Genomic DNA, 13,771 nt, shown 5'->3' with positions numbered 1-13,771 from the left:
ACGGCACTATAAGACCGCTTTCGTCGATAAAAATTCATTGATAGAGAACACATAATGCATATTTTTGGCAAAATATTAGGTGCCTTTTTTGGCTTGTTACTTGGCGGGCCGCTCGGCTTGCTATTTGGCTTATTTGTTGGCCATCAGTTTGATAAAGCACGTCGTTTGAGGCAGGCGGGGTTCTCTACCGGTGGGTTCGGTAAAGGACCTAGTCAGGCACAACGTCAGGAAGAGTTTTTCAAAGCGGCCTTTGCTGTGATGGGGCATGTGGCAAAATCGAAAGGTCAGGTCACTAAAGAAGAGATCCAGCTTGCTTCAGCCATGATGGACCGCATGAACCTGCATGGTGAACAGCGGCGTGCAGCACAAGACGCATTTCGTGACGGTAAGGAAAGTGATTTCCCGCTTGAAGAGGTGTTGGTTAGAGTTAAGATCTCTACTGCAGGTCGTTTCGACTTGCTGCAATTTTTCTTGGAGTTGCAAATTTCAGCCGCCTTTGCCGATGGTGAAATTCACCCTAGTGAACGAAATGTACTGCACAAAATCGCTCGCGCTTTAGGGTTTTCTTCTGAGCAGCTAGAGCGTCGTCTACACATGCAAGAAGCGGCATTTCGCTTCCAGCATCAGGGTGGTTTTCACGGTCAGCATCAAGGCCAGTATCAATCGTCTGGAGCAGGGTGGCAGCAAGCGTCTCAAGCCGATCAGTTAGCGGATGCGTATAAAATCCTCGATGTTTCGGCGGATGCCGACAGTAAAACGGTTAAGCGTGCTTACCGTAAGCTGATGAACGAGCACCATCCAGATAAGCTAATGGCGAAAGGTCTGCCACCAGAAATGATGAATGTGGCTAAAGAAAAATCGCAAGAAATTCAAAATGCTTACGACCTGATTAAGAAGGTAAAAGGTTTTAAGTAATCTTGTTGTTTCTATCAGAGATGAAAATCAAAAGGGCACTTGGTGCCCTTTTTGGGCTTTTGGGTTACTGGTGACCCAAAGCTCTTCAAACTATCCACTCAGTAAAATCAGTTGGCTTGATTCAAATTCCAATCGTAGTCGTATTTCACTCGACCGGAAAAGCGATTGTACTGCGGCGCGTATTGCCTGATGTGGTTAAACACGTTTTTCTCTCCACCAAAGTCCACCGCAAACCAATCATAAATTGAAGAAATTTGCGCCGTGTCTCCTTCGATAGAAACGCCTTTTTTACTGTTAATAAAGGCTTTCGCTGCGCTGTCTAACAAGGTCTGTGTGTTGTCAGCGGTAAACACCTGAGCTTGCAAGTTCGGGCAACCTAAGCTTGCACAGTTAACGGCATAATGCGTTCTTGGATCTTGCCAGATGGGGCGCAGGATTCGATGCTCAATATCATTCAGAGTTAAGTTTTGGTTATTAATGGTGATGACGTCCTCATCCCAGGGCCCAAAACTAAACAGCCCTCCTAATTTAGTGATCGATTTTATCGGGTAATTATCCAATATCAGATCGACCGTGACAGCGTTGTAAAGATTCACCCAGTAAGCATATTGCTCAGCTTTGCGGTATTGCAAAGGGTCGAGTTTGGCTAAGCGCTGAATGTATTGTTTGAGTTTCGTTTTATCTGCTGCGGATACAGAGCTATAGCGAAATAGCGTATGTTCCCCTTCGGTGACAAGATAGCGGTCGAGTAACTGTTGCCATTCTTGATGAGATATTTGTGTTTGGCTAGCCTCATTTGAGTGGTTCCAATATGGCCATAGATCGGCTTTGGGAGCGGAGAAAACGGAAAAAGAAAATAGGGCGAAAAATAGCAATAAGAAACGCATCATAGCGATACCATCGGTTAAAGTTTGTTGTTAGTTTAGACCGGATTAGTGTTTGTTTTCTTGCTTTTATCGACGCATAAAATAAAAAAGGCTGACGATTGTCAGCCTTTTGCTTGTCTCTTGACTAGAGAATCTTAGCGCAGGAAGCTTGGAATATTCGCTTCATATTCCGAAATTTTATCTTCGTGCTGTAGTGTCAAGCCGATGTTGTCTAAACCATTAAGAAGACAGTGGCGACGGAATTCATCGATTTCGAAATCGTACTCTTTGCCATTTGCACGTACTTTGTTGGCTTCCAGGTCCACTTCAATCTGTGCACCTTCATTCGCTTCAACGTATTGGAACAGCTCATCAACCTCTTGCTCGGTCAGACGGACTGGTACCATTTGGTTGTTGATTGAGTTGCCATAGAAAATGTCTGCGAAGCTTGGGGCGATCATTGCTTTAATGCCGTAATCTGCCAAAGCCCACGGTGCGTGCTCACGTGAAGAGCCACAACCGAAGTTTTCACGCGCAAGTAGGATGGAAGCACCTTGGTAACGTGGTGCGTTCATCACAAACTCAGGGTTTGGCTGTTCACCAGCATCATCAAGGAAGCGCCAGTCATGGAATAGGTGCTTACCGAAACCTAGGCGAGAAACCTTTTGTAGGAACTGCTTTGGTATGATGGCATCAGTATCAACGTTCGCTGCATCTAGAGGAACAACTAAGCCTTTGTGTTGTTTAAAACCTGACATCTGTTCTTTCCTTAATCTAGTTCACGAATATCAACAAAGTGACCAGCAATAGCCGCCGCCGCAGCCATTGCAGGACTAACCAAGTGGGTACGACCATCGCGGCCTTGACGACCTTCAAAGTTACGGTTTGAAGTCGATGCACAACGCTCCTGAGGACCTAAGCGGTCATTGTTCATCGCCAGACACATTGAACAGCCCGGTAGACGCCATTCAAAGCCCGCTTCTTTAAAGATGACATCCAAGCCTTCTGCTTCTGCCTGTGCCTTCACTTGCTCAGAACCAGGAACAATCAATGCCTGAACGTGTGACGCGACTTTGCGACCTTTAGCCACTTCTGCTGCTGCGCGCATGTCTTCAATACGTGAGTTAGTACAAGAACCAACAAACACTTTATCAACTGGGTAGTCTGACAGTGATTTACCTGCTTCTAGTCCCATGTAAGCCAGCGCTTTTGCTGCTGATGCTTTTTCAACTGGGTCTGAAAAACTTTCTGGTGAAGGAATTGGTTGGTCAACAGCGATAACCTGACCTGGGTTTGTACCCCAAGTTACTTGCGGTTTGATATCCGCCGCGTTTAGCGTTACTACGGCATCAAATTCGGCATCAACGTCAGTTTTTAGTGTTTTCCAGTACTCTACCGCCGCGTCATAATCGGCGCCTTGTGGTGAGAATTTACGGCCTTTGATGTATTCGAACGTGGTTTCATCCGGTGCAATCAGGCCCGCTTTCGCGCCTAATTCGATGGCCATGTTACATACCGTCATACGGCCTTCCATTGAAAGGTCCGTAATCGCTTCACCGCAGAACTCAACCACGTAGCCAGTACCGCCAGCTGCTGTGGTTTTACCGATGATCGCCAGTACGGTATCTTTTGCCGTAATACCCGGAGCGACTTTACCTTTCACTTCGATTTTCATCGTTTTCGCACGTGCTTGTTTTAGCGTTTGAGTCGCTAGTACGTGTTCAACTTCAGAAGTACCAATACCGAAAGCCAGTGAGCCAAACGCACCGTGTGTTGCGGTATGAGAGTCGCCACAAACAATGGTCATGCCCGGCAGAGTAATGCCTAGCTCAGGGCCCATTACGTGGACAATGCCTTGGTATTTGTGGTTTAGGTCGTAAAGGGTTACACCGAATTCTTCGCAGTTTTTCGATAGCGTTTCCATCTGGATACGTGCCATCTCACCAGAAGCGTTGATGTCTTTGGTTGTGGTTGAAACGTTGTGGTCCATCGTTGCGAAGGTTTTGCTTACCTGACGCACTTGACGGCCCTTTTCACGCAAGCCATCAAAAGCCTGTGGAGAGGTAACTTCGTGTACCAAGTGACGATCAATATAAAGAATCGGGTTTTCCCCTTCAGCTGCGACAGCAACGTGTGCGTCGTAGACCTTCTCGTAAAGTGTTTTGCCCATTATCACTAATCCTGTGTGCTGCCCCTAATAACGGCTTATCAGGGGCGAATAATTATTATCAATCTAGTTTAAGTTATGAGTTCAAGATGTACTCGGCGATCTTGTCACCCATTTCTGACGTGGTCAGTGCTGGCTTGTCGCTTGCTAAATCAGCGGTAAGCTCGCCAGCAGAAAGTGCTTTAGATACTGCGGATTCAATATCTTGTGCCGCTGTTTCTTCACCCAGGCTGTAACGTAGCATTAGCGCAGCCGAAAGAATTTGCGCCACTGGGTTAGCGATGTTTTTGCCAGCGATATCTGGTGCACTGCCGCCAGCTGGTTCGTAAAGACCAAACTTGCTTTCGTTAAGGCTTGCAGAAGGTAGCATGCCCATAGAGCCAGTAATCATTGCACATTCATCCGAGATGATGTCACCGAAGATGTTTGAGCATAGCATGACGTCGAACTGCGCTGGATCTTTGATTAACTGCATGGTTGCGTTGTCGATGTACATGTGAGAAAGCTCGACATCCGGGTAGTCTTTAGCAATCTCTTCCACGACTTCACGCCATAGGATAGAGCTCTGTAGAACGTTCGCTTTATCGATTGAGCAGACTTTCTTACGACGTAGGCGTGCAGATTCAAAGGCAATTTTAGCGATACGTTCAATTTCAAAGCGGTGGTAAACCTCTGTATCAAACGCTTTCTCTGTTGCGCCTTCGCCTTCACGACCTTTTGGTTGGCCGAAGTAAATACCGCCAGTCAGTTCGCGAACAACTACAATGTCAAAACCACGCTCAGAGATGTCAGCTCGAAGTGGAGAAAATGCCTCCAAGCCGCTGTGAATCTGAGCTGGACGCAGGTTACAGAACAGTTGGAAGTGTTTGCGCAGTGGAAGCAAAGCGCCGCGCTCTGGTTGGTCGTTTGGTGGTAGGTGTTCCCACTTAGGGCCACCTACTGAGCCAAATAGAACCGCATCAGACTCTTCACACGCTTTTACCGTCGTTTCAGGAAGTGGGCAGCCATGATTATCAATAGCAATACCGCCGACATCGTGTTCATCACGCTCAAAAGACAGGCCATGCTTTTTCTCGATTGCATCAAGCACTTTGTGTGCTTGTGCCATCACTTCAGGGCCAATACCGTCACCAGGTAGAACGGCGATTTTGTATGATTTGTCTGTCATGTTAATCCTTTAATCCTTTAATTTTTAGCTAAATTTTATATCGAAGTTATTCTGTTGTGCGCTCGGGAGTCACGTTAGCTATTAAACAGTCGCAATTTTCTTTTGTTTGATTTCGGCAATCTTGTCGGCACGGTGAATGCTATTGATTACGTGCAGTAGAGCCTGACCTGAAGCTTCCACAATATCCGTTGAAACACCAGTACCATGGTACTTACGACCTTTGTAGTTAGCGATGATATCGGCTTGGCCTAAGCCATCTTCACCTTCACCTTTTGCAGTCAGGTCGAACTTGTCTAGCACGATTTCGTAGCCTGTTACACGGTAAATACACTGGTATAGCGCATCTACTGGACCATTACCGACTGCCGCTTCACACATTTCTTCATCGCCACATTGCATTTTAATGCTGGTGGTTGCCATCACGCTGCCTGATTGCACGCTCAAGTAATTCAACTTGTAGAAGTCGTCTTCTTCACGCAGGTTAGAGAAGTGCATTAGCGCTTCCAAGTCATAATCGAAAACTTGTCCCTTACGGTCTGCTAGCTTCAAGAAGTCAGCGTACAGTGCATCTAGGTTGTACTCCTCTTGTTTATAACCCATGGTCTCCATGTGGCTCTTCACTGCTGCACGACCGCTGCGGCTTGTTAAGTTCAGCGCTTGGTTCTTAAGACCAATAGACTCAGGAGTCATGATCTCGTAGGTATTCTTGTTCTTAATCATGCCATCTTGGTGAATGCCTGAAGAGTGGCTGAACGCGTTTGCACCGACGATAGCTTTGTTACTCTGGATAGGCATATTACATAGTTGGCTGACTAACTTACTGGTACGGTGGATTTCATCGTGTTTGATACCAGTGCGAACGCCCATTAATTCTTCGCGCGTTTTGATGATCATCGCGATTTCTTCTAGGGAGCAGTTACCCGCACGTTCGCCGATACCATTAATCGTACCTTCTATCTGGCGAGCACCTGCCTGAACAGCGGCGATGGAGTTAGCAACGGACATACCTAAATCATCATGGCAGTGAACCGAAATAATCGCTTTATCGATGTTTGGTACACGGTTAAATAGCGTTTCAATGATACCGCCAAACTCACTTGGTACCGTGTAGCCCACAGTATCAGGAATGTTGACTGTCGTCGCACCTGCATTAATTGCAGCTTCAACCATACGGCATAGGTTGTCGATTGGTGTACGACCGGCATCTTCACAAGAAAACTCAACATCGTCTGTGTAGTTACGTGCATGTTTCACTGCATTCACAGCCATTTCTAGTACATCGTCATAGCTGCGACGTAGCTTATCTTCGACGTGAATCGTAGACGTAGCCAAAAATGTGTGAATACGGAACTGGTCAGCGACTTTCAATGCTTCTGCAGCGGCATCGATGTCTTTCGCAACGGCACGCGAAAGAGCACAAATTCGGCTATTTTTAACGTTTTTAGCAATGGTTTGTACTGACTCGAAATCACCAGGAGAAGAGATCGGGAAACCTGCTTCGATGACATCAACGCCCAGCCTTTCTAGCGCATAGGCAATTTGCAGTTTTTCTTTAACCGTCAAGCTTGCAGATAACGCTTGCTCGCCATCACGCAAGGTGGTGTCGAATATAATGACTTGATCGTTCATGTTTGCTTCCTTAATGATTTCTGCACTTTCGTGTGAGTTAATCGTTTACTTCCAGTATTTAGGTATAAAAAAACCCGCACTTGCATGCGGGTTCTTAGAACTTGGTGTGGTTATTTTTCTTCCACAGCCTACCCGCGCGAACTGGTCACGATCAGGAGGAGGCTAAGCAGGATAGAAAAATGAGCTGACATAATTGTTAAGCTTTCCACAAAATTAAGTTAACAAATTAGTACCGCACTCCATCAATTACGTCAACCCTAAAGTCGATTTTTTATTCATATCGGATGAGTCGATTGCAAAGTGGGGTATTTCATCCTGTAAAAAGAGAGCAGATAGCGGTTTTAATTATTGATCCAAACTCTCGATAAAGATCACGCGTTCATTAGGTTGATCATTAAATAGAGGGATCAGGCTTACAAGCTATCCAGATAAGCATTGAATTGTTGGCTGAGAATCGATAGATAGAGTTTATAGTCTATCTCGAAATAATGATCACACAGCCTATTGCTTAGATTGGTTCGACAAGACAATGAGGCGTCTTAGTGTTCGGTTTTTGAGGTAGTTCTTGAACTAGGTGAAAGGTACAAAAGGTAGAGGATTAATGGCTAAAGCAAAACAATTTGGATGTTCAGCACTAGCACTAACATTGATCAGCTTATCAGGTTGTCAGCTGTTTCAATCACAAACCACTCTGATCGTTCCACCTGCAGTTGCGAATGATCAGGCTCAGGTTGTCGCGGTAGTTCGTGATCAAATGGATATGTACTTGAGCTATGAAGGCCAAGAGTATTTCTTAAATCAGATGTTGGTTGCTCTGGAGTCCGACAATCGCGACAGGTTTAAGGGTAAAGACCCCGAGACCTATGCGTGGTGGAAGATTCATGTCCAGCCTAACGAATTGCAAATGGCTGAAGTCGTCAGACCGATGGAAGAGGGCATTGAGGTCTACGATAGCTTAGAGTTTGTGGATGTACCATATCGCTCAAAGTCGACATTACACTTGCGCTCCAAGCCAGATCCAGATGGGGAAGAACTGAGTCTGGTCAGTAAAGGTGAAGTCTTTAATGTTGTCGCTAAAGTCTCAGATCTGCCTTGGTACCTGGTCGAGCAGCGAGGGGTGATCAAAGGCTATGTCCATCAAGATTATGCGCGGAGTAATGTCGGAGAGCGTGACCTTCTTTCTACGCCGCCCAACCCTTTGCTAGCGTCACCGAAGGTTGCTGATGATAATTTTGAATATCGTTATGAGCTTCAGGGAAGCTACACTTGCCGGGTACTCAGCTATGAGTTGAGTAAAAATGGCGAGTTTACCACTGGTGCGTTACGGGCGTGTCGTAAAAAGAGAAAGGTCTGGTATATCGACGCACCGCAAGCCTAAACCCCCATCATTTCCCAATACGTCCATATATGGCATGTAGAAATATTGATTTGTTCGGCTGTCTTGAGGCCGGGTAAATCACATCGACGTTACTCCTGTCATTAATTGTCCAACTTCCCGTCATGTGGCTGTCACTAAAAACACCTAATTTGCGTACAAGGCGTTGTCAAAGTGAGGGAAAGTCATATGAGAACGATAGAGACAATTACTCAGCCAATAACGGCCATCGCTAAGTTCGACTTAGCACTTTCTAGCGTTTGTTTGCAACACCGCTTTAATCAGCAAGTGGCGAATATTAGTAAAGGGATTTCACACAGTGGCGATGGCCATCTTTACTTAGTTCTCGGAGTACTGGCGTGGTATCTGGATAAGGAGCAGGGGCTATGGTTTCTGCTTGCTGGGCTGCTGGCATTTGTCGTAGAACTGCCAATCTATTGGACGCTGAAAAACAGTTTTAAGCGTCGCCGTCCTGAAGAACTGAGCGCTTTGTTACCTGCTTTTATTACCCCTTCTGATCGCTACAGTTTACCGTCTGGACATACTGCTGCCGCTTTTGTCATGGCAACGCTGATTGATCACTTTTACCCACAACTGGGGGTTGCCGCTTATTTCTGGGCGAGCTTGATCGGCGCTGCGCGTATCTTTCTCGGGGTGCACTTTTTTACAGACATCATCATCGGTGCGCTGCTAGGAAGTTTGTGTGGTGGGCTCGCTATTTCAATGATCGGAGTGTAATTGATGAAAATCCTATACGGTGTGCAAGGCACCGGGAATGGTCATATTGCTCGTGCCAGAGCGATGAGCAAAGCATTTAGAATTCGTGATGTACAAGTCGACTTTCTGTTTTCTGGTCGTGATCCAAAGAAATACTTTTCGATGGAAGCGTTTGGAGATTATCAAACGCGTCGAGGCTTCACTTTCGTGACCGAAAAGGGATCGGTGAACTACACAAAAACAGCACTTAACAACAATTTGATTCAGTTTTTTAAAGAAGTGAATCAGTTAGATCTCTCTGCTTATGATCTGGTGATTAATGATTTTGAACCTGTAACGGCATGGGCAGCCCGAAAGCAGAATAAGCCATGTATTGGTATCAGTCATCAGAATGCATTCCGTTATCCTGTTCCACTCAAAGGTGCAAGCTGGCTGGATAAGTCAGTGATTGAACACTTTGCTCCCTCACAACATCATCTGGGGTTGCATTGGTATCATTTCGACCAACCCATACTGCCTCCTATCATTCATACATTGGACAGTCAGGAACACTGCGATAACTTTGTTCTAGTTTACCTGCCTTTTGAATCTATCGAGGATATTGCTGATCTATTGTTCCACTTTAATCAGCAGTCGTTCATCTGTTATCACCCTGATGTGATAGAAAGCGAAGTTATCGAAAATATTGAGCTGCATCCATTATGCCATACCAATTTTCAACATCACCTGAATCGTTGTAGTGGAGTCATCGCCAATGGTGGTTTTGAGCTGCCGTCGGAGGCGCTTTCTCTCGGCAAAAAGTTATTATTGAAACCATTGGCTGGTCAATTTGAACAGCAAAGCAATGTCGCAACGCTCGAAGATTTAGGGCTCGCTTCTTCGATGGACAGCTTAGACATTTCAGCGGTGCGTCATTGGCTGAAAGAGCAACAAGCGGAGAGCGTTAAGTACCCGGATGTGGCTCAGGCAATTGTTCATTGGGTGTTGCAAGGCGCATGGGATTCTCAGGAAGAGTTGTCCAAGCAGTTGTGGGAGCAAGTGGACTTTCCGAGTTACGTATCCAATATCTAAAAGCCAGAACCAAGAAGTTTTAGTGCAGTATGGTAGAAATTAATTTGCATGTTAAGTCATTTAAAGTTTAATTTTATGCAGCACTGCTGTTCTGGCTGCTCCGACTTTCTGCGCCCAATTACTCAGGGTTATTGACTGTGTTTCTCTTAAAAAATCTATTCATATTCTCAGTGAATGGGTTGTTGGCTCATTATCCTAACTCTTTAAAAAATGATTCATGGGCTTAATTTGCGTGATTTTAGCGATTTTATATTTTTTTATGTTTTTATCAATTAATTGAATTTTAAGGATTAAATAAATTAAGGGCTAAAATTTACTGATTAATTGTCAATCTAGTTGCGAAACTCTAATCAATTCGTTGATAGTACGGTTCGAGCCGGAATTATGCGGCCGATAAATATAATAAAAATCAGGTTTTCTATTCATGACATAATTGAATCCAGCCGCCGTCTTTTGTGCGAGATGGGATTCTATTCGCTATGAATTCATTGAACCAAATTGACGATTACAAAAGAGGCGCACTCAATGTTAGATAAAAAAGACGCGATGAGCGCAATTGCTAGCTACCGTATGGAAAGTACTTTGCGTGGTGTAGATTTAAACCTGTTAACGGTTTTTGATGCCGTGATGCAGGAGCAAAATATCACTCGCGCAGCACATAACTTAGGTATGTCTCAACCAGCGGTAAGTAACGCAGTAGCACGTTTAAAAGTTATGTTTAATGACGAACTATTCATGCGTCAGGGACGAGGTATTCAGCCAACTCAACGTGCACGTCAGTTATCTGGTCCCATCCGTCAGGCGCTACAATTGATCCGCAACGAGCTACCAAGCTCTGTATTCCAACCGGAGTCTTCAACGCGTTTGTTTAAACTGGCGATCTGTAGTCCATGTGACTTACGTTTTGCGCCAAAGATTATGTCGAAAGTGGAGCAACAGGCACCGAACGTTCAGCTTCATTTAGACGCTGAATTCGATCGTCTTTTGTCTGAGCGCATGCGCTACCAAGAGATCGACTTTGTGATCGACTACGCTCGCTTTGATGAGCAAGGTTTCTCGAGCACGGAAATCTTTAAAGATGAACTGGTTGTGATTGCTTCTAAAACGCACTCACGTATTCAGGGCATGGTCACTGAAGAGCAGCTCATTAATGAAAAGCACGCGAAACTATCAAGAGTGCATGGTCAGCGTAGTTTCTCTGAGCAAGCGTATCGCGAGTTTGATTGTCAGGCTGCGTATGAAGGTTCAAGCCTTAGCAACCTGCTTTATGTGGTAAGCCAATCTGAGCTGGTGACGATTGCGCCACGTTGGATGGCAGAAAATGCGGTAAACAGCGAGCAGCTGCAAATTCTGGAACTGCCATTTGCAAGCAAAGAAATCAGTGGTTATCTGAGCTGGCACGAGTCTAGTGAGAAGGACAAAGGCCACATCTGGCTTCGTGATCAATTAATGATGATCTGTGGCGAAGTTGTTGCACAAAAATAAATGATGATATGGGCTACTGGTTGAGTCCGGTAACTCATGAAGTGCTGAGTGTTTGATGACGTAAAACTCTTCAAATACTCATCAAATTTTACAATTATAAAGCCCCGAAAGGTTTGCTCTTTCGGGGCTTTTGTTTTTTACAATAGTTAATATAAACAGAGGGTTAAGTGCTTTTTTGTCCGAGTGTCGATGGGGTTGATCACCATCCATATTGAAGCCAGTCTCTTAATAAAGAGAAGTTTGATGTTCGTCAGTTGCGTTTTGCCATCCTGTGAGTACACTTGCTCGCAAAATTAGCTTACACCTGTAAGCCAAAGGTAAGTAAAAAATGGCCCAATTAGATTTTCATATTGTTAAACGTATTCGTGAACAAATTGCGAAAGGTGATACTCGCATTGCTCTTAAACATAAAGTGGGCAATGAATGGCAAGGTATTACTTGGCAGCAATTTGGTCAGCAAGTGGATGAACTATCGCTTGCACTTTTGGCTCAGGGATTGAGAGTTCAAGATAAGGTCGGCATTTTCTCAAATAACATGCCGCAATGGACGATTGCTGATTTCGCCGCACTGCAACTACGCAGTGTGACGGTTCCTATCTATCCGACTAATACGGCTGCGCAGTCGGCGTATATCCTCGACAATGCAGACGTGAAAGTTCTCTTTGTAGGTGAGCAGCCTCAGTTTGATGCAGCCGTCAGTATTTTCGAGAAGTGTAGTCAGCTAGAACTGATTGTAGCGATGTCTGACGATATCGAACTTGGAGACCATCCATTTGTCGCTTCTTGGAAGGACTTTATTGCGCAAGGCAATGCATGTTACCAAGAAGAGTTAAACTCTCGTCTTGCCCAAGCTCGTGAAGATGATTTGCTTACCCTGATTTATACCTCTGGCACGACAGGACAACCGAAAGGGGTAATGTTGGATTACGCCAATATTGCCGCACAGCTAGAAGGGCATGATAAACGCTTGAGCCTGACTCAGGATGACGTCTCGCTGTGTTTCCTACCACTTTCTCATGTGTTCGAGCGAGCGTGGACATTCTATGTCCTTTATAAAGGCGCTACTAACTGCTATTTGGAAGATACGATGCAAGTGCGAGATGCGCTCAGTCAGGTTCGTCCAACCGTGATGTGTGCAGTGCCTCGCTTTTACGAAAAGATTTTTTCTGCGATTCACGAGAAGGTGTCTCGTGCACCGATTCACCGCAAGATCATGTTCACTTGGGCGGTGAACATGGGCGCTAAAATGGCGTTATGCCATCAGGAAAAGCGTAAGCCTTCAATAGTCCTGCGTAAAGCTCATGCTCTGGCTGATAAATTGGTACTGAGCAAGTTACGTGCGTTACTAGGCGGGCGTATTAACTTCATGCCTTGTGGTGGTGCTAAGCTGGATGAGACCATCGGCCGTTTCTTCCATGCAATGGGCATTAACGTTAAGTTAGGCTACGGCATGACGGAAACCACAGCGACCGTCTCATGTTGGGATGATTACTGCTTTGACCCTGACTCTATCGGTACATCGATGCCGGGCGCGCAAGTGAAAATCGGTGCAAACAACGAAATTTTAGTTCGTGGTCCTATGGTCATGCGTGGTTACTACAAAATGCCAGAAGAGACTGAAAAAACGTTCGATGAGCATGGCTTCCTGAAAACCGGCGATGCGGGTCATATTGATGAAAACGGCAATCTTTTTATCACCGATCGTATTAAAGAGTTGATGAAAACCTCGGGTGGTAAGTACATTGCGCCACAAATGATTGAGGGTGCTATCGGTAAAGATCACTTTATCGAGCAGATTGCGGTTATCGCTGATACACGTAAATTCGTCTCAGCATTGATCGTTCCGTGTTTTGATTCGTTGGAAGAGTATGCCAAAGAGTTGAACATTGCTTATCACGATCGCGTTGAGCTGATCAAACATCACCAAGTTGTAGAAATGCTCGAAAAGCGAGTTAATGAACTGCAAAAAGAGCTGGCTAAGTTTGAACAAGTTAAAAAGTTCAAATTGTTGCCAAAGGCTTTCTCGATGGATGATGGTGAGCTGACACCGACACAAAAACTGCGTCGTAAAGTTATCAACGACAAATACCAAGACGAAATCGAAGAAATGTACAAGGAAAAGCATTAGTTCTGATAACTTGAACTCGCTTAGATTTCAAATTGATGAAAAAGTCCCCAGAGATGCCTCGTTCATGCCTGGGGACTTTTTCGTTTACAAGCATTCCTACTGTATTTGCGCCAAATTGAGGGGTATTTTTCGACAAATATAGAGTTGCATATGAAATAATATTCTTTTTTTATCCAATATGCTCTTTGATCATACTGTCTATTTTCTCTTCTCTGGCGGCTATTCCTTCTATCAATCCAATTCGTAGTAT

At 45.0% G+C, this 13,771-nt stretch carries 11 protein-coding genes; 6 read left to right on the top strand and 5 right to left on the bottom strand.

What is annotated here, in order from left to right; translation table 11 throughout:
• The first annotated feature begins 54 nt into the window (after positions 1-54).
• Complete coding sequence (gene djlA / locus L3V31_RS09425; protein ID WP_237315827.1) at positions 55-915, top strand: co-chaperone DjlA; 861 nt, start codon at positions 55-57, stop codon at positions 913-915.
• Between the two features lie 107 nt (positions 916-1,022).
• On the opposite strand, the gene L3V31_RS09420 is transcribed toward djlA, so the two are convergent.
• From L3V31_RS09420 to leuA, 5 genes are all read right to left on the bottom strand, one after another.
• Positions 1,023-1,805 carry a DUF547 domain-containing protein gene (locus tag L3V31_RS09420; RefSeq protein WP_237315826.1) on the bottom strand — a complete coding sequence of 261 codons (783 nt, stop codon included), beginning with the start codon at positions 1,803-1,805 and terminating at the stop codon, positions 1,023-1,025.
• A 131-nt stretch (positions 1,806-1,936) separates the two neighbouring features.
• The gene (gene leuD, locus L3V31_RS09415; protein WP_237315825.1) at positions 1,937-2,539 is read right to left on the bottom strand and encodes a 3-isopropylmalate dehydratase small subunit; all 603 of its coding nucleotides are present in this window, start codon (positions 2,537-2,539) and stop codon (positions 1,937-1,939) included.
• Between the two features lie 11 nt (positions 2,540-2,550).
• Positions 2,551-3,951: a 3-isopropylmalate dehydratase large subunit gene (leuC, locus tag L3V31_RS09410; RefSeq protein WP_237315824.1), complete on the bottom strand. Its 1,401-nt coding sequence runs from the start codon at positions 3,949-3,951 to the stop codon at positions 2,551-2,553.
• Between the two features lie 73 nt (positions 3,952-4,024).
• Positions 4,025-5,116 carry a 3-isopropylmalate dehydrogenase gene (leuB, locus tag L3V31_RS09405; protein ID WP_237315823.1) on the bottom strand — a complete coding sequence of 364 codons (1,092 nt, stop codon included), beginning with the start codon at positions 5,114-5,116 and terminating at the stop codon, positions 4,025-4,027.
• A gap of 81 nt (positions 5,117-5,197) precedes the next feature.
• Positions 5,198-6,745, bottom strand: coding sequence for a 2-isopropylmalate synthase (gene leuA / locus L3V31_RS09400; protein ID WP_237315822.1), 1,548 nt, complete (start codon positions 6,743-6,745; stop codon positions 5,198-5,200).
• 601 nt (positions 6,746-7,346) lie between these two features.
• Between leuA and L3V31_RS09395 the strand changes: the two genes are divergently transcribed.
• From L3V31_RS09395 to L3V31_RS09375, 5 genes are all read left to right on the top strand, one after another.
• Entirely contained in the window at positions 7,347-8,123 is a 777-nt protein-coding gene (locus L3V31_RS09395; RefSeq protein WP_237315821.1) for an SH3 domain-containing protein, read from the top strand.
• 186 nt (positions 8,124-8,309) lie between these two features.
• A complete protein-coding gene (locus L3V31_RS09390) occupies positions 8,310-8,858 on the top strand; it encodes a phosphatase PAP2 family protein (RefSeq protein ID WP_237315820.1) in 549 nt (182 codons plus the stop codon).
• A 3-nt stretch (positions 8,859-8,861) separates the two neighbouring features.
• Positions 8,862-9,908: an MJ1255/VC2487 family glycosyltransferase gene (locus tag L3V31_RS09385; RefSeq protein WP_237315819.1), complete on the top strand. Its 1,047-nt coding sequence runs from the start codon at positions 8,862-8,864 to the stop codon at positions 9,906-9,908.
• Between the two features lie 525 nt (positions 9,909-10,433).
• The gene (gene leuO / locus L3V31_RS09380) at positions 10,434-11,393 is read left to right on the top strand and encodes a transcriptional regulator LeuO (RefSeq protein WP_237315818.1); all 960 of its coding nucleotides are present in this window, start codon (positions 10,434-10,436) and stop codon (positions 11,391-11,393) included.
• Positions 11,394-11,721: 328 nt separating this feature from the next.
• On the top strand, positions 11,722-13,521 hold the full coding sequence (locus L3V31_RS09375; RefSeq protein ID WP_237315817.1) for a long-chain fatty acid--CoA ligase: 1,800 nt from the start codon (positions 11,722-11,724) through the stop codon (positions 13,519-13,521).
• The last annotated feature ends 250 nt before the right edge of the window (positions 13,522-13,771 follow it).

Origin of the sequence: Vibrio sp. J1-1, from assembly GCF_021728395.1 — a bacterium.
Taxonomy (GTDB): domain Bacteria; phylum Pseudomonadota; class Gammaproteobacteria; order Enterobacterales; family Vibrionaceae; genus Vibrio.
Note: the sequence above shows the minus strand (reverse complement) of the source record. Positions and strands in the feature narration are given on the sequence as shown.

Bases quoted from the DNA above. Each gene is read 5' to 3' on its own strand.
- L3V31_RS09390 (WP_237315820.1), top strand. From the start codon at position 8,310: ATGAGAACGATAGAGACAATTACTCAGCCAATAACGGCCATCGCTAAG.
- L3V31_RS09375 (WP_237315817.1), top strand. From the start codon at position 11,722: ATGGCCCAATTAGATTTTCATATTGTTAAACGTATTCGTGAACAAATT.
- leuC (WP_237315824.1), bottom strand. From the start codon at position 3,951: ATGGGCAAAACACTTTACGAGAAGGTCTACGACGCACACGTTGCTGTC.
- L3V31_RS09420 (WP_237315826.1), bottom strand. From the start codon at position 1,805: ATGATGCGTTTCTTATTGCTATTTTTCGCCCTATTTTCTTTTTCCGTT.
- L3V31_RS09395 (WP_237315821.1), top strand. From the start codon at position 7,347: ATGGCTAAAGCAAAACAATTTGGATGTTCAGCACTAGCACTAACATTG.
- leuD (WP_237315825.1), bottom strand. From the start codon at position 2,539: ATGTCAGGTTTTAAACAACACAAAGGCTTAGTTGTTCCTCTAGATGCA.
- djlA (WP_237315827.1), top strand. From the start codon at position 55: ATGCATATTTTTGGCAAAATATTAGGTGCCTTTTTTGGCTTGTTACTT.
- L3V31_RS09385 (WP_237315819.1), top strand. From the start codon at position 8,862: ATGAAAATCCTATACGGTGTGCAAGGCACCGGGAATGGTCATATTGCT.
- leuO (WP_237315818.1), top strand. From the start codon at position 10,434: ATGTTAGATAAAAAAGACGCGATGAGCGCAATTGCTAGCTACCGTATG.
- leuB (WP_237315823.1), bottom strand. From the start codon at position 5,116: ATGACAGACAAATCATACAAAATCGCCGTTCTACCTGGTGACGGTATT.
- leuA (WP_237315822.1), bottom strand. From the start codon at position 6,745: ATGAACGATCAAGTCATTATATTCGACACCACCTTGCGTGATGGCGAG.